This is a genomic window from Dysgonomonas sp. 37-18 (genome assembly GCF_001899125.1).
GTDB lineage: Bacteria > Bacteroidota > Bacteroidia > Bacteroidales > Dysgonomonadaceae > Dysgonomonas.
The window spans coordinates 91,302-107,585 of sequence record NZ_MKVC01000003.1 but is presented as its reverse complement, the minus strand read 5'-3'; the positions used below and the strand labels follow the sequence as shown (position 1 = coordinate 107,585).

Genomic DNA, 16,284 nt, shown 5'->3' with positions numbered 1-16,284 from the left:
TTAATGGTTTCTTACAAAATTAATTCACCTTTCCCCTGACGAATTATTTCCGGCTCATCACCTGTACAATCTACAACTGTAGAGCCTTCTATACCCCCAAATCCGCCATCGATAACGATATCTATCTTGTCTTGATATTTCTCGTAGATGAGTTCGGGGTCGGTCGTATATTCAACCACTTCATCTTCGTCTTTCACCGAAGTGGTAAGTATCGGGTTTCCTAGGTTACGGACAAGCTCTCTTATTATGTTATTATCAGGAATACGTATCCCCACCGTTTTTTTGTTTTTATATATCTTCGGCAGAGATGATGTTGTATTAAGTATAAACGTAAAAGGTCCCGGTAAATTTTTCTTCATCAGTTTAAAAATAGCATTATCTACTTTTGCATATTCGCTGATGTTGCTCAAATCATAGCAAATGATGGAAAGATTACTCTTTGCCGGATTTATATCCTTCATCTTGCATATCTCTTCCACCGCGCGTACATTGAGCGCATCACAGCCGATAGCATAAACTGTGTCTGTAGGGTAAATAATTAGTCCGCCATCTTGCAAAACAGATACAACCCTGTCAATTTCTTTCTGATTGGGGTTTTGTTCGTATAATTTTATAAGCATGTCATCCTTTATATTTTTTATTAAAATCAAAAGTAATGATTAATATGAAAAAACGGCCCATAAATAATTATTTATGGGCCGCTCGTCTATTTTATTGTTTTATCTGCTTATTTCTTCTCGATATAATCTTCAACAATTGCCTGAGTTAGACCCATATTAGAAAATCCTCCGTCGTGGAACAAGTTTTGCATCGTTACCATACGCGTCAAATCAGAGAACATCACAATACAGTAGTCGGCACAAGATTCTGCACTGGCATTTCCGAGAGGAGACATTTTTTCTGCAAAGTCGAAAAATGCATCCATTCCGCCAATACCTTGTCCGGCAGTAGTTAAAGTAGGCGATTGTGAAATTGTATTCACACGTACCTTCTTATCACGACCATATATATAACCAAAGCTGCGACCGAATGACTCAAGCAATGCTTTTGCGTCTGCCATATCGTTGTATCCGGTAAATGTACGTTGTGCAGCAATGTGAGTAAGAGCTACAACGGAACCACCTTCTGCAATTGCATCCAGTTTTTTCGCTACCTGCATCATTTTGTGGAAAGAGATAGCTGAAATATCCAATGTTTTATCTAAAAATCCATAATCAAGGTCATCGTACTGTCTTCCTTTACGGAGGTTGAGCGACATACCAATTGAGTGAAGTACAAAATCAATTTTTCCGCCAAGGGCTTCCATAGACTGAACAAAGACTTGCTCAAGATCTTCTACGCTAGTTGCATCAGCAGCAATAACCTTAGCATTCAGCTTTTCGCTCAAAGCCTTGGTCTCACCCATTCTTACAGCTATAGGAGTGTTTGACAATGTTATGATTGCACCTTGTTCTACAGCTTTCTCAGCTACTTTCCAAGCAATAGACTTCTCGTTTAATGCGCCGAAGACAATTCCTCTTTTGCCTTTTAATAAATTGTTACTCATGTTTATATCTATTTATTGATTATTAGCTACTTATAAAAATACGACGATAGCTTATAATAGTTTATCGCACAAAAATAGTAAAAATGTGCAATAATGAAATGCTATTTCATTTATTTTGTTTGATTATTTATCGTATCATCAGAATTTATAGCCTAATGTAAGGGTTGCATTACGATTGCGATACTTCATTCCATCATAGGCTGCAACGTTAAGCAATCCGTGCTCATATCCTAAACCTACGACGATTTTTCCAAATTCAGCACTTATATTCAATCCCAATCCCAAATCAAACCTTTTCAGCTGTTCGATAGCGTCTTTGGCATTTCCAAAGGTATCAAATTCTCGTTCGGTACTACCATCACCAAATACAGCTTTGTGTAATTTCTTTTTCGTTTTTCCACCTATTCCATATGCCATATAAGGTCCTGCTCCTATAACAACACCAAAGTTTTCGGAAACATTTACTTTATATGCAGCATATAAAGGCATTTGTATATATAGCTCATTGAAAGTATGAGTTGTTCCTCTACCATCACCTCCAATCGTTCTTCCTGCATCGAAATCTTCTATTTTAGACCCTTTGGCTGTGAAAGACAAGCCTGACTGGATCAACCACTCTTGGGTAAGAGCATAATCTACTGTTGCTCCCACTTGGTATCCTATCTTTAATTTGGGATCAGCGTCTTTATTATCAATAGTAGCGTTAGACATATTAACCCCGGCCTTTATTCCGAATGTAAAAGGAGTTGTTTGTGCCAAGACATTTAAACCTGATAATAGAACCAATGTAAAGAAAAATAGTCTGTAATGTACTTTCATAATCTGATGTTAGTTAAGTGAAATATTTAATTTAAAATGTTTTGCATTCGATTCAATAATTCTCCAGATCGATTTCCATAAAGTCTGAAACCTCTGTTTCCCACCTTTCTTTTACAAATTTTACATGCTCAGGATTATCGTTATATGTTTTATATGCAGTAGAGTCGGCAAATTCCATATAAAAACAGAAGTTGAAATTCGTCTTTTTACTGACCTGACGGAATACCTGGAAATTTTTTACTTCGGGTATAGCTGTTAATATCTCTTTGCCTTCTTCCAGAAATTGAGCAGTTTTAGGATCATCCAACTCGTGTTTAAGATTAAAAACAACTACGTGTCTGATATTCGTATTCGTGCTTTCAGCTTCTTTCTTTTCTTGTTTACTCTTATCGGAGCAAGCATACAGAGGAAGGAATAGTAAAATGAGCAGAATTAAGTTTTTCATAAGCGAAGTGTTTAATAATTTAAGATATTACTAAAGTAAATAATTCTATGTAGGTCTTAATACAACCTTTTTAAAAGATCTTCTCTTTTCAATCTCTTTAATTCTTTTATGATTTGCGGACGGTAACCTTTATCATACCAAAAGAAGAATTGACGTTGTGCCAATTTTTGTTCTTTTGTCCGTGCTGTATATACTTTTTCCAGCGTATATGGATGATAGCCTGTATAGTATATCTCTGTAGCCACAGTCATAGGAGATGGGGTGAAATCTTGTATCTGTTCCAGTTTGAACCCCAAAGGCTTCGTTGCAACAGCCAGCTCAGCCATATCTATCTCTGTACACCCGGGGTGTGAAGATATAAAATAAGGAATGAGTTGTTGCTTGAGTCCCGACTCTTTATTTATTTTCTCAAATATTTTCTGAAAAGTATAAAATTGCTCGAAGCTCGGCTTGCGCATATAGCTGAGCACTTTGTCGGATGTATGTTCCGGAGCAACTTTAAGACGTCCTGATACGTGATTTACAATTAGTTCTTTGGTGTACTCTTCAGATATCTTATTCAGCCTATCATCTTCATTCCGGTGCAGAAGCATATCGTAACGTACCCCGCTACCAATAAATGATTTCTTTATCTTAGGTATTTTATCTACAGCCTTGTATATTTCCAAGAGGTGAGAATGGTCTACATTCAAATTCTTACATATTTTGGGATGAATACATGAGGGGCGTTTACATTTTGCACAAATATTTTCATCTTTCCCTTTCATCTTATACATATTGGCAGAAGGGCCTCCAAGGTCACTTAGGTAGCCTTTGAAATCGGGCATGTCTGTTATTTCCTTTACCTCTTTCAGTATAGATTCTTTAGATCGTGAAGCGATAAATTTACCCTGATGCGCTGATATGGTGCAAAATGCACAGCCTCCAAAACATCCACGGTGCATATTGACCGAAAATTTTATCATCTCGAAAGCCGGAATTGTCTTTCCTTTGTATTTGGGATGGGGCAGACGTGTATATGGAAGATCAAACGATGCGTCCACCTCTTTTTCCGACATCGGAGGGTAGGGTGGGTTGATAATGACAGACTGCTCACCACATTTTTGAATGATGCGGGAAGCATTTATCATATTTGATTGTTCTTCTACAATTTTGAAGTTTTTTGCTTGATTCAGCTTTTCTGACAAGCATTCTTCGTGCGAAAAAAGATAAATATCCTTTTCCTTTCCATCCGGCGTTTTGTCCGACAGATAAGCGGTTTGAGGAATATCTTTGAGATCTTTTATCGATTTGCCGCTCTTTAGTTCCCCAATTATAGCTCTCAGAGGTAGTTCTCCCATTCCATATACCAACAGGTCGGCTTTGGAATCTACTAATATTGACTTATGAAGTTTATCGTCCCAATAGTCATAATGTGTTACCCGGCGTAGTGATGCTTCTATCCCTCCTAGAAGGACAGGGATATCGGGGAAAATCTCTTTTAGAATATTGGTGTATACAATCGAAGGTCTATCTGGTCGCATGTCAGCTCTGCCATCAGGTGTATAAGCATCATCAGACCGTAGCCGTTTGTTTGCAGTATAATGATTGATCATCGAATCCATTGCTCCGGCCGTTACTCCGAAGAAAAGGCGAGGCTTACCCAATTTTTTAAAATCACGCAAATCGTCCCGCCAGTTAGGTTGGGGTACGATTGCCACTTTTAGCCCCTCAGCTTCTAGAATGCGACCGATCACAGCAGCTCCAAAAGAGGGGTGATCTATATATGCATCTCCCGAGAAAAGGATAACGTCAAGTTCATCCCATCCTCTGAGGTCAATCTCTTTTTTTGTTGTAGGTAACCAGTCAGTAAGACGATATTCTTTCATAATCAGATGCAAAGGTATTGTTTTTTTGTAGTTGAGGTATTTTTAGGAATGATTCTTAACATTTTATTTATTCATCGTTATATCCAAAACCGCTCCATTTTCTTTTTCTTGAAGAAAGGAAAATTGTCATCAAAAGAACACGATTCTTTCAGCTTTTATTATACATAACATGGTCACAATAAATGAAACTTAGTATTTTAATGTTATCTATTTATTAAACATTATATCTTTGTTGTATGTTAATATTTGTAATGAAAAAAGTTTTATCCATATCATTTATCCTTGTTTTGATTCTTACGGCATGTTCTACTACCAAAAACATTCCGGACGGAAGTTATTTGTTGGATGATTTTACCATAAAGCATGATACAAAAAATGCAACCTCAGACTTGGAAGATTTTGTTCGCCAACAACCAAACACAACATTACCCCTTCTGGGAAAGGTGACCCTAAAAATCTACAATATAGCCGGAAGTGATTCTTCATGGATAAATAGGAATATCCGTAAACTAGGAGCACCTCCTGTAATATATAGCTCGGGACAAACCTGGCAATCGAGAAACCAACTTCTTAAACAGTTGAATAACCAAGGGTATTTGAATGCCGAGGCAGATACTATATTGAAGATAAAAGGGAAGAAAATATCTGTAACGTACGACCTTAAAGGAGGTAAACCCTATACTGTGCGTGACTATAAATATACGCTTAGCGATACCACTATGACTCGCATTTTGACACGTATCCCAATGAAACCTTACATAACGTCTGGGGATATGTTTGATATGGAGCTCCTTGAGGAAGAAAGGCAAAGAGTGAATAGTATAATGCGAAATGTGGGTTACTATAACTTTTCGAAAGAATATCTCTATTTCAAAGTGGATTCTACACTCAACTCACATCAGGTAGATTTATTTCTGGATGTATATCCTGCAAAAGATAGTTTGCCTTACCCCCGTTATAAAATAAACAATGTAACGATAATATCCGGCTTGAATTCAACTGCTGATGCAAGAGGGCAAAATGATGGGTTGGTGAGTGCAAACAGGTGGTTCTTTAGGAATGCAGATACTGTGGACTATAAAGGAATAAAAATTATCAGGGGACGAAATAATTTTTTACGAAGTTCTACCATTGTTCGAAATAATTATCTGCGTAAAGGAAGCTATTTCTCAGATATGGCTCTTAATGGTACATACGAGGCATATACCAAAATGGGAGCGATAAAGCAGGCAAATATATCTGTAGCCCCATCGGCTGAAGATAGCACTCATTTGCTGGATGCAACGATAGTCTTGCTGCCGGCTAATGCCCATTGGTTTAAGGCTGGACTTGATGGTACTAATTCGGCAGGAGATATTGGTATTGCTCCAAGTATAACATATCAGCATCAGAATCTTTTTAATGGAGGAGAGCAATTCAATATAAAGCTGAAAGGGGCCTATGAATTTATTGCCGGAAAGGAGAAGAATGACTTGTTGAATCAAAACTTCTATGAGTATGGGATAGAAACCGGACTTACCTTTCCGATGTTCTTATTCCCTTGGCTGAAAAAAAGTTGGAGAGAACAACCTTCCGCTTCTACCAGAGTCTCTGTTGGTCTTACCAATCAGCATCGTAAGGAATATACACGTCAGTTCTTCAATACTTCATTGAATTACGGTTGGTCTACATACAATAATAGATTGCGTCACACGCTTGATCTCTTTGATATTAACTTCATGCGGATGCCAAGTATGTCTGACGATTTTAAAAAATACCTTGATGATGACAAGAATGCCTTGCTACGAGAGAGCTATCGAGATCAGCTCGTTTCGCGCATGGCATATAGCATTACGCTGGTGAATGCACGACGATTGAATGCACTTTATCCGACATATGCTATCCGAAGTTCTATTGAATTTGCGGGAGGGTTGCCTCGACTTGTTACCACTCTGAATGGAGCAAAAGTTGATCAGGAAACAGGGCAGAAAAAGATATTGGGTGTTGCCTATGCCGAATATATAAAAGGTAGTGTAGAATATTCCCGAACTTTTTATTTCTCAAAAATACATTCATTGGCTTATCGTGTCGGGCTCGGTTTAGCTCACCCTTATGGTAATTCGGATGTTTTGCCTTTCGAAAGGAGATTTTTTGCCGGAGGAGCAAACAGTATCAGGGGGTGGAGTACCCGATCTCTTGGTCCGGGATCTTATAGACGTGCCGAAAAAACAGAAAGTGATTTTGTAAACCAGACAGGCGATATGAAGCTGGAATTTAGTATAGAGAATCGGTATAAGCTGACACCTCTTTTCGAATTTGCTCAGTTTATTGATGCCGGCAATGTTTGGACTTTAAAGAATTATGAAACTCAACCCGGAGGACAATTTCAGTTCAAGAACTTTTATAAAGAAATTGGCGTTTCGTACGGATTGGGTATTCGCTTAGATTTGAGTTTTCTGTTATTGCGCTTCGATGCAGGTATGAAAGCTTATGATCCGGGGCTTCTACAATCTGAACGATTTGTATTGTTCAAGCCGCGATTAAACCGTATGGCATGGCATTTTGGTATAGGATATCCATTCTAAGTAATATGTATAAAACAACAAAGCCAATCATAACGGATTGGCTTTGTTGTTTATATCCAGTCTTATCGGTTAATTGTCTATACCTTGAAATTTGAAAGGCTTGGCATCTATAAAGTCTTTGATTGTGTTTCCTGAATAGGAATTTCCGTTTACCAAATCCAGCATCTTTACCGGAGCTTTTTCCGAAAAATTTATGTCTTTGAAATCAACCCAAACGACATTCGGGTATAGAGTAGATTCGAAATAATACACTTTGTTCTTCTGATCCGAAACTGTTCTCCACCTTGTAGAAGAAATATTCGGCTCATTCGGTGTTGTTATACCATAGGGAACAGAAGCGTTGCGAATAACACTAAACACACTGGCTACAGCGATGCGGGTATCGTCTGTTTGAGGAATGGTGTTGATATAATAAGATGCTCTTACAAAACGGTCTGCTGCACGGTTTGTGCCGGGAAGGAATGTTAGTCCTCCAATATTTTTCCAATAATCGTTTAATGCCAATTGCTGATCGAAAACAGGCGAATTGGTCATTACCTGATATGATCTGTCGTGGTGTATTTTCAATTCTCCGTTGATATACTCAAATATAGCATTATCGCCTGTGGCATCCGATATAGATAAGTGTAAAGTAGCCATACGGGAACCATCATGCATCATGTCGGATATGACTTCGAAATCTCTCTTCTCCATTGCTGTAACGGCTTCGCTTACTGTCTCAAAGTTGTCGAGCATATATTGTACCCAAGCGGCGATTGACAATGCAGGCTTCTTGCCGTCCCAATTCGGATACGAAGATTCAGCTAACCAAAGAAGATTGGCTACCAATCCTTTCTCATTCATCCCATCGGTACTACAGATATCATAGGCAGAGGCTATAACACTGCCATACTTTGAAGTCCATTTCATAGGGTTTTTGCCCACTTCGCCACTACGTTCCATTCCTCTTGGGAATATCCAAAGGTTGCTACGGCTGTCCTCTTTCCAGTCCATAGACCGGGCTGTGAGGATCGTGTTGTTTGGGCCTTGATAAACAACTCGTGTACAAGCATCTATTCTGCCAAACTGAAGCGCAAGAATGAAGCTAAGAACAATACCAAACTTTTTCATAATTAGATTGAAGTTTATGAGTGAATTACTCTCTATTTAACAATTTAACTTAAATGAAAGTTTCGCATTATCCCTATTTTATCCTAGTGATCTTATGCTTTCTCTTTTTTGAACGATTTTTTTTGAGTGAATAGAGGTTATCGATCAAACTTCAACATTTCGCCTCTTACTTCGTTTACGACTCCGTTTTCGAATGCAATTTTTCCGTTCAAGAATGTTTTTTCTATCGTGGTAGACATTGTTTCACCCTCTAGTGGAGCCCATTTGCATTTATACAGAATATTATCTTTAGTAATCGTATATGGTTTATTGGGGTTTACGAGTACAAGGTCTGCAAAGTATCCTTTGCGGATGTATCCTCGTTTATGTATTTGGAACATTACAGCAGGAGCGTGGCACATCTTATTTACAACCTGCTCTTTTGATATTTTGCCTTTTTTAGATAGTTCCAGCATCATCTGCAATGAGTGTTGAACCAATGGTCCTCCCGATGCTGCTTTCGAAGCTCCTCCTACTTTTTCTTCTATCAAATGCGGAGCGTGATCTGTTGCTATCACATCAAGCTTTCCTTTTATCAGGCCTTGCATAAGAGCTCCTCTGTCTTGCCGTGTCTTTACCGAAGGGTTCCACTTTATGCGCGTGCCGTATTTTGAATAGTCTTCGTCCGAAAACCAAAGGTGATGTACACACACTTCTCCGGTTATTTTTTTCTCTGTAAGCGGTTTAATGTCAAACAAGCTGATTTCTTTCTCGGTGGAAAGGTGAAGGATGTGCAGGCGGGTCTGATACTTATCGGCTAGTTCGACAGCTTCGGCAGAAGAGCGGTAGCATGCCTCTGCGCTACGTATAAGCGGGTGGTACTGAATTGGTATATCTCCACCGAATTCTGCTTTATATTTTGCCAGATTTTCTCTGATGATCTCTTCTTTTTCGCAGTGTGTAGCAATGAGCATGTCTATTTCGGCAAAAATAGCTTGCAATACTTTTTTGTCATCTACAAGCATGTTGCCGGTTGACGATCCCATAAAGACTTTTACACCACATACTTCTTTTTGATTTACCTTCTTTAGCTCGGCGAGGTTGTCGTTTGTAGCACCCATATAGAAGGAGTAGTTTGCGTAGGATTTTTGTGCGCCTATCTCAAACTTTTGTTCCAGTAATTCTATGGTTGTCGTTTGCGGATTTGTGTTAGGCATTTCCATAAATGACGTTACTCCACCTGCTATCGCAGCACGGCTTTCGCTCGCAATATCTCCCTTGTGAGTTAGTCCCGGCTCACGAAAGTGTACCTGATCGTCTATTACTCCCGGAAGCAACCATAAATCTTTGGCATCTATTACTGTTGCTTTGTTGAGAATTGTTTCAGGAACTTCTTCCGATCTATATATTTCAGATATAATGTCTTTTTCTATCAATACGGAGCCTACAAATGAAGTTCCTTCGTTGATAATGGTGGCTTTATGTATTAGTATCATATTGGAGATATTTCTTGCAAAGATAAGAAAAAGGAATATTATTGAAAGGAAGTTGCAAATTACTATCAGTGAAATCAATCGTAATAGAATTTAGGTTATGTGATAGTGGTAATGGGTGTGTGTATTTTATTAGCTATTGTGGTTTTTCATAGTTTGGAATATAGTATTTTGTAACTTGCGGAGCTTAATATTTATCTTCGTTAAAAAATTTATTAATATTATTTTATAATTTGCTGTTTATAAGTAATATCGGTGCTTAATGTTAAACTTTAGAGTTGTTTTTAGTGATACTTATAACATTTTGAAAAATTTGATAAACACCTGGTATTTTAATGATTAATTAGATATAAGGTCTATTTTATTACAAACTGCATTATATATTTCCAAAAATTCATCATTGCCATTACTGCTCATTGAAATTAGTAATTCATCATATGACAGTTTCGTAAAATGAGATATTGCATTCTTTCGTCCGCCTGCATCACTATATTTTTTCTTAATGTCTTCATAATCATAATTATCAAAAGTAAACGATATCCCTATATTCGTAAAGTAATTATACGGAATATAGTTTTCAATCTCTCTTTTTCTCAATACTTGAAAATCTATATTTTCTTTTAATTTATAATCCTGAATTAAGCGTATTGCATTTCGTGAATTTATCTCTTCAACATTCATTCTATCACTATCTATTACAACATAGAATGGACGCCCTAACTTGTTGAAAATATCTAAATTTACCCAATGTTTGATACTATCTTTCCCCCCTAAGGGTAACAAGTGGATATCCAATTCATAGAATGTTTTACTTATTTTCTCATTAGCTTTATAAAGTTTTGCCAAGTGCTCAAAGGCTTCAATATCATCAGGTCCTTCGACTAAAAAGAATAATTTAATATTATTATATATTCTTATAATTTCATCATCAGCTTTTATGCCCAAATCTTCAATAATTTCTCTAATATTAATTTCATTACTTTGCAAAACCATATACTCATTATCATTTTTTTTAATGTAGATGATAGAATTTATCTCTGTTTCTGAAACAATAATAGGAGAGTGAGTTGTTGAAAATATCTGATAACCAACTTCTACCATATTTTTTAACTTTTCAAATAATTGTTTTTGAACTTGCGGATGTAAAAATGTTTCAGGTTCTTCAAAACCAAATATTATATTTTTATCTCCTTTTGTTTCTTCTGCTAACATTTCAAAATATGACATCATTGTGATTCTACGGAAGCCATCACCTCTTGAAGACAAGGGAATATTTATATTTTCTTTTTCACTTTTAAATGTTGTTGATATGAGTTTGGACCAATCAAAGTCAACATTTGCTGTTATATGTTCTTCATCAGGAACTATAGAATTAATCAATGTTGTGATTTTAGACAACGATTCTTCTATTTTGTTTCTTATAGATTCTTCCAAATCGTTTGTGTTAATTTCTACTTTTAATAGATTTAAGGCTTTCTCTCTAAAATATTTTTGTATTGAACTATCACTCTCAGATAATGATGTATCTGCCTTAAAGTATTCAAATGATGGTAATAAGTATTTTATAACATCTAAAACGATCTTTTGGCGTGTTGTTCCTGTTGTTGCCAATGGGGTATATTCATAATTATATTTTAGATAATTTGCCTGATAAAATTCTCTTAGTTTTCTTCTTTTTTCAACATTATTATATTCTTGATTGTTTCCTTTGATTGTTTCAATTCCTAGAGTTTTGCACAATTTTATTAAATAAGTCTCTGTCAAAAACAAGAAATCATTGTCAGCATATGACTTTCTTTTAATAAACCATTCTGCTCTCGGTCTATCGTTAGCAACATTCCAAACTTTCTTAATTACTAATTGACCTCTCTCATTTAAAAGTTCTTCCTCTATAAAAGTTGTTGGTATTGCTTCATCTATTTTTATTGAGAGAAAGGGATTAATCTCAAAAGTTAATTCTATCATAATACTTGTTGAATCTACATACACATTCTTATCTTCATTTGACGGACTTTTGTCATTTAAGAAAATATCTAATGCCTTTAAGACTGTAGATTTTCCAACATCATTTTTACCAACAATACAATTAAAATCATTTGTTGTAATTTCAACCTTATCTTTTATGCCTTTAAAATTCTCAATAGAAATTTGTACTATTTTCATTCTAGTGTTATTAATAAAACAAAAATAGATAAATTATTTAATTATAAGATAATGACCTTTAGTTATTTATATGTACTCTATTTTTAGTATTTGGAGCTGGCAAGGTTATAGGTTTTTGATATCTCTCCGTAGGAGCTAACTTGAACGATACAAAAAAAGAGATTAAAGTAATTACAAATTACCCTAATCTCTTTCTTATTTGTTTTTATAGCCTTTTACAACGTGTGGAGCTTAATACTCATCCTCGTTAAAAAAGAAATCTTCTTTGCTTGGATAATCAGGCCAGATGTCTTCGATGGTATCAAAGATTTCATCTTCATCCTCAATTTCCTGTAGATTTTCTATTACTTCAAGAGGTGCACCCGAACGTTGGGCATAGTCAATCAACTCCTCTTTTGTTGCAGGCCATGGTGCATCTTCTAGTTTAGATGCCAATTCTAGTGTCCAGTACATAATATTTTTATTTATTTATTTTTTGCCAGTTTGCTTATATTTTCCGCAAAAATATAACAATATTTCTTATATCAAAGCCTGATTCCAAAATATTTCATTTCCTTTCTTATTGCTCTCTTTTCTAGCGAGTAAGAAAAAGTAGTCGGAGAGCCTGTTTATGAACATTAAGACCAGATCGTCTACCGGATATTCTTCTTTCACTTTGTATACGCAACGCTCAGCACGTCGGCAAACGGTACGGCAGATATGTGCCCGCGCAGCCGATTCGCTTCCTCCCGGTAAGACAAATTGCCTCAATTGAGGTAGCTCGCTATCCATCCTGTCCATTTCATTCTCGAGGGTGGCTATATCTTTGTCTGTAATGATGCTGGCTGCTTTGGGTGGCATGGCCTCTGTCTCCGTTGCCAGATAAGAACCTACAGTAAACAACTTATGCTGAATAAAAGATAATATTTTTAGGTCGTGCTCATCTTCTATCTTTTCTGTAAGAAACCCGACAAACGAATTGAGCTCATCTGTTGTACCATACGCATCAAGCCTCACATGAGCTTTTATCACACGTTTGCCTCCTACAAGGGAAGTTGTTCCTTTGTCTCCGGTTTTGGTATATATGCCACTTTTCTTCATTTTCGTTTAGTTTAAAAACTGATTTTATATTCCCATCGGTAAAGAGTCTTGTCAAAAAATACAATACCAATGTTGAATAAGTCCAGTATTACTGTTCTGCTATCCATGCTTGCGATGCATTTCCATAACGTTTGGTTGCGTCTATTTGTTCTTATGCCTCTTACAATTATAAATGTTTTTTCGTGACAAATATTATCCAAGTATTTGCAAACATCTGATGATAAGAGACTATAGTTATTTAAATCGATAAGGATACAGTCTTGCTTTTCTTGTAGTTCGGGTAGCTCTGGATCAGTCAATAACTCTATATTTCTGTTCCATTCACTGTATAAACGTCCGGCAATACTATATTTTCTCTCGCTTGTTTCTATACTTATACACTTTGTATTGCTCGATGCTGCTGTCATACAAATTGTATTCACTCCATATCCTGCACCTATTTCGAGTATTCTCTCCGCATTGAAATAATTAACCAATCGAAATAAAAGTAAGTTGTACTTCTTCAAGTGCAAAAAAACATAAGGATCTATAATGGTTCTTATATCATCATAGATATGATAAGGTGTTTTTTCTTCAATTACTTTATTTATCAGATTAAATACAAAGGGAGAATGTATGCCATGACCTCTATGATGGCGTATCTTATAAAGTATTTTTAATCCTGTTTTCGAGAGCTTGTATATGCGTGGCATATCAGAATAGCTTGACGTAATAGGTTAACTTACCGTAAATAACTCTGTTTGCCGATCTCGAAAAGTAGTCGGCTTTACTGCTTTTATAAATATCTCCTAACCCGAAAGAGTATCTTCCTTCTAAAGCAAAATTGCCGATACCCGTACGAAATTCTAGTCCAAGACCTGCCATTAAGGCATAATCGATTTTATTCTCAGCCATACGATAATATTGGTTGGTTTCGAATGAAGGAGACACTCCGCTAGCCAAATAGTTTTCGAGTTTGTCGTTTATTTTTTCACTGTCACTTATCAGAAATCCAATTTTAGGTCCCAAATTGAAAAAGAAGCGTACTTTGTTTCCGAAGTAGATATGCGTGAGTACGGGTAATTCAAAATAGTTTAATTGGTGAGAATGTTCAAAACCTAAATTTGCAAATACGTCATTCTTGCTGAAATTTTGTTTCCACCCTTCTTGGCTATAGTTCAGCTCGGCAATGATACCGATGTTTTTTTCAGAGATGTACCGTATAGCTATACCTCCGTGATACTGCATCTGGTTTTTTGTCGAGATGCGCATCTTATTGGCATTTTCAGAGTTTGGGACGGATTGGAAATCCACAGATGAAAATGTGGGTCCGAATCCTACACCTATGTTCCACTCAGGTTTGAAGTCTTTATTTTGTCCATACATGAATGAACCAAAAATAAAAGGTAGAAGCAATAATAATAAATATCTATTTACCATTTAATCAGTGATATCTATTTTTTCGAGACTGGAATTATCTTTATAGTGGATAAAGTATATACCGTTGTTTACATACCCTCCATTTTTTTCATTTGCTTTTTCGAAGTAAATGCAAGACTGTAATGTGGGTACATTTATTTTGGATATATTATCTTCGAAAGAACTTCCATACTGTTTTAGTGCAGTTAAGAAGTAAAGACCTGTATCATATCCAAGATATCCCCATTTAGGGAACGAGTTAATCAGATTCTTATTGTACCACTGTTTGTAGTCATCCGCAAAGTTTTGCACAGCATTTTGCTGTTCGTTGAGGAAGAATATGCTGTAAATGTAAGCATCGTATTTATGGAGATTTTCTACCTGGCTGTTATATACCTGCCATTCCGGATAACCAAATAGGCTGAATGAGGTATCATTCGAAACATTCAGCACTGCTGTTATTCTTCTTAGTGTTGCTTCGGAAGACGATGTAGGTACGATTATATTGTTTGTAGCATTTGCTGCAGCTTTGAGGTCTTCGCCCAAATTGCTCGATTTTGTGATTGTCTTCGATTGAATTCCCGCCTTGCTGAGGCTTTTCTTTAGATCGTTTACAAAATCTATTTTATCATTATTTGAGCCATCTTCCGATACGAATATTATATTGTAATTTCTGAATCTTTTTACAAAAGCAGAAGTCACTTCAGGATACAATGATGAATGCGATGACGTCATTTGGAATAGCAGAGGTGTGCCTGTTATCTCACTGGAAGAGCCAAAAGGTATCACATACTTTATGCCTGTTTTCTTAGAAAATTTCACTAAGGCATCTATCTGTTGTTTCGATACTCCTCCTATAATGAGGTGCATGTTTTTCATCTCATTTGTTTCCAAAAGGCTTTCAAGTCTTTTGGTGTTTTTTTCAGAGCCTGTATCGAATGTATATATCTCAGCATTCAGTCCCTTGCTTTTCAGGTCTTTCACTGCCAGTAAGAACCCTTCGTAGTACTCGGCAAGCTTGTCTTTTGATATACTTCCGCTGTTGTCTGTGAATGGCAACAGGATACCTACTCTTACGGTTTCGCCTTTCGTCGCACGAGGAGCTTCGCTTTTTCGGGTGTTGTTTGTTTGCGATAAGTTGTTTTTAGATGTGGCTTCACCGGCAGGTATGATTATTGTCATACCGTTTCTCAATCCCTCTGTTCTGAGTGATGGATTGGCATCCAATAAAGCTTCAACGCTTACATTGTTTGCTTTTCCAATGCTATATAGTGTTTCTTTCTTTTGTACTTTATATTCTTTGTTTGACCTGCTTGCAGCTTGTCCGGCATAGTTTGAAGTAGAAGAGCTTCCTCCAAACATCGGAATTCGGATGGTCTTACCTATACTGAAAGTACTTTCAGTAAGTCCGGGATTTGCATTTTTCAGGTCATCTACCGATATTTTATAGACGCGTGAAACCGAAAACAGCGTCTCTTTTGCTTCTATCAGGTGGTTGCTGTAACTTGCTACGGTTTTCGCTTTGGATAGTAGAAGTTTGTCACCGGCCTTAATACCTTGCTCGGCTTTTGGGTTCAACTTATATATTTGCTGTACGGAAGTGTTATGTGCAGCAGCAATAGAATATACAGTTTCTCCTTTGGCTACAGTATAGGTGGTAATTTCATCCTTCGGTGTTTGAGTAACGGAAATTGATGTATTATATGCATACGAAAGGCTTGAATGACAAGCTATCAGTATGAATGATAAAAATAATATATGCTTCAATTTCATTTCTAAATTTTGTTATATGGTTAATCGCAAAAGTACAAAAAAATGA

The 16,284-nt window shown here is 36.5% G+C and carries 13 protein-coding genes and 1 pseudogene; 1 reads left to right on the top strand and 13 read right to left on the bottom strand.

What is annotated here, in order from left to right:
- Positions 1–11: 11 nt before the first annotated feature.
- From BGO84_RS00575 to BGO84_RS00555, 5 genes and pseudogenes are all read right to left on the bottom strand, one after another.
- Entirely contained in the window at positions 12–620 is a 609-nt protein-coding gene (locus BGO84_RS00575; protein WP_135105388.1) for an L-threonylcarbamoyladenylate synthase, read from the bottom strand.
- A gap of 143 nt (positions 621–763) precedes the next feature.
- Positions 764–1,546 (bottom strand): annotated as a pseudogene (locus BGO84_RS00570) (SDR family oxidoreductase); the annotation flags it as partial.
- 138 nt (positions 1,547–1,684) lie between these two features.
- Positions 1,685–2,365 (bottom strand): porin family protein, encoded by a 681-nt coding sequence (locus BGO84_RS00565; protein WP_291026663.1) that lies wholly within the window; start codon positions 2,363–2,365, stop codon positions 1,685–1,687.
- Between the two features lie 52 nt (positions 2,366–2,417).
- A complete protein-coding gene (locus BGO84_RS00560; RefSeq protein ID WP_291026661.1) occupies positions 2,418–2,810 on the bottom strand; it encodes a Dabb family protein in 393 nt (130 codons plus the stop codon).
- Positions 2,811–2,866: 56 nt separating this feature from the next.
- On the bottom strand, positions 2,867–4,678 hold the full coding sequence (locus tag BGO84_RS00555; RefSeq protein ID WP_291026658.1) for a YgiQ family radical SAM protein: 1,812 nt from the start codon (positions 4,676–4,678) through the stop codon (positions 2,867–2,869).
- Positions 4,679–4,929: 251 nt separating this feature from the next.
- On the opposite strand from BGO84_RS00555, the gene BGO84_RS00550 reads away from it, so the two are divergent.
- Positions 4,930–7,242: a BamA/TamA family outer membrane protein gene (locus tag BGO84_RS00550; protein ID WP_291026655.1), complete on the top strand. Its 2,313-nt coding sequence runs from the start codon at positions 4,930–4,932 to the stop codon at positions 7,240–7,242.
- Positions 7,243–7,311: 69 nt separating this feature from the next.
- On the opposite strand, the gene BGO84_RS00545 is transcribed toward BGO84_RS00550, so the two are convergent.
- The 8 genes from BGO84_RS00545 to BGO84_RS00510 form a co-directional block, all read right to left on the bottom strand.
- Complete coding sequence (locus BGO84_RS00545) at positions 7,312–8,352, bottom strand: linear amide C-N hydrolase (protein WP_291026652.1); 1,041 nt, start codon at positions 8,350–8,352, stop codon at positions 7,312–7,314.
- A gap of 137 nt (positions 8,353–8,489) precedes the next feature.
- Complete coding sequence (locus tag BGO84_RS00540) at positions 8,490–9,827, bottom strand: dihydroorotase (protein ID WP_291026649.1); 1,338 nt, start codon at positions 9,825–9,827, stop codon at positions 8,490–8,492.
- Positions 9,828–10,163: 336 nt separating this feature from the next.
- Positions 10,164–11,987 (bottom strand): AAA family ATPase, encoded by a 1,824-nt coding sequence (locus BGO84_RS00535; RefSeq protein WP_291026646.1) that lies wholly within the window; start codon positions 11,985–11,987, stop codon positions 10,164–10,166.
- A 231-nt stretch (positions 11,988–12,218) separates the two neighbouring features.
- The gene (locus BGO84_RS00530) at positions 12,219–12,440 is read right to left on the bottom strand and encodes a DUF2795 domain-containing protein (RefSeq protein WP_006800744.1); all 222 of its coding nucleotides are present in this window, start codon (positions 12,438–12,440) and stop codon (positions 12,219–12,221) included.
- A 66-nt stretch (positions 12,441–12,506) separates the two neighbouring features.
- Positions 12,507–13,067 carry a cob(I)yrinic acid a,c-diamide adenosyltransferase gene (locus BGO84_RS00525; RefSeq protein WP_006841663.1) on the bottom strand — a complete coding sequence of 187 codons (561 nt, stop codon included), beginning with the start codon at positions 13,065–13,067 and terminating at the stop codon, positions 12,507–12,509.
- A gap of 11 nt (positions 13,068–13,078) precedes the next feature.
- Positions 13,079–13,759, bottom strand: coding sequence for a class I SAM-dependent methyltransferase (locus BGO84_RS00520; protein ID WP_291026643.1), 681 nt, complete (start codon positions 13,757–13,759; stop codon positions 13,079–13,081).
- 1 nt (position 13,760) lies between these two features.
- Positions 13,761–14,486: a porin family protein gene (locus BGO84_RS00515; RefSeq protein WP_283685524.1), complete on the bottom strand. Its 726-nt coding sequence runs from the start codon at positions 14,484–14,486 to the stop codon at positions 13,761–13,763.
- The gene (locus BGO84_RS00510) at positions 14,487–16,238 is read right to left on the bottom strand and encodes a LysM peptidoglycan-binding domain-containing protein (RefSeq protein ID WP_291026640.1); all 1,752 of its coding nucleotides are present in this window, start codon (positions 16,236–16,238) and stop codon (positions 14,487–14,489) included.
- Between the last annotated feature and the right edge of the window lie 46 nt (positions 16,239–16,284).

Excerpts from the sequence above, each read along its gene's own strand:
- BGO84_RS00575 (WP_135105388.1), bottom strand. The coding sequence starts at position 620 with ATGCTTATAAAATTATACGAACAAAACCCCAATCAGAAAGAAATTGAC.
- BGO84_RS00565 (WP_291026663.1), bottom strand. The coding sequence starts at position 2,365 with ATGAAAGTACATTACAGACTATTTTTCTTTACATTGGTTCTATTATCA.
- BGO84_RS00560 (WP_291026661.1), bottom strand. The coding sequence starts at position 2,810 with ATGAAAAACTTAATTCTGCTCATTTTACTATTCCTTCCTCTGTATGCT.
- BGO84_RS00555 (WP_291026658.1), bottom strand. The coding sequence starts at position 4,678 with ATGAAAGAATATCGTCTTACTGACTGGTTACCTACAACAAAAAAAGAG.
- BGO84_RS00550 (WP_291026655.1), top strand. The coding sequence starts at position 4,930 with ATGAAAAAAGTTTTATCCATATCATTTATCCTTGTTTTGATTCTTACG.
- BGO84_RS00545 (WP_291026652.1), bottom strand. The coding sequence starts at position 8,352 with ATGAAAAAGTTTGGTATTGTTCTTAGCTTCATTCTTGCGCTTCAGTTT.
- BGO84_RS00540 (WP_291026649.1), bottom strand. The coding sequence starts at position 9,827 with ATGATACTAATACATAAAGCCACCATTATCAACGAAGGAACTTCATTT.
- BGO84_RS00535 (WP_291026646.1), bottom strand. The coding sequence starts at position 11,987 with ATGAAAATAGTACAAATTTCTATTGAGAATTTTAAAGGCATAAAAGAT.
- BGO84_RS00530 (WP_006800744.1), bottom strand. The coding sequence starts at position 12,440 with ATGTACTGGACACTAGAATTGGCATCTAAACTAGAAGATGCACCATGG.
- BGO84_RS00525 (WP_006841663.1), bottom strand. The coding sequence starts at position 13,067 with ATGAAGAAAAGTGGCATATATACCAAAACCGGAGACAAAGGAACAACT.
- BGO84_RS00520 (WP_291026643.1), bottom strand. The coding sequence starts at position 13,759 with ATGCCACGCATATACAAGCTCTCGAAAACAGGATTAAAAATACTTTAT.
- BGO84_RS00515 (WP_283685524.1), bottom strand. The coding sequence starts at position 14,486 with ATGGTAAATAGATATTTATTATTATTGCTTCTACCTTTTATTTTTGGT.
- BGO84_RS00510 (WP_291026640.1), bottom strand. The coding sequence starts at position 16,238 with ATGAAATTGAAGCATATATTATTTTTATCATTCATACTGATAGCTTGT.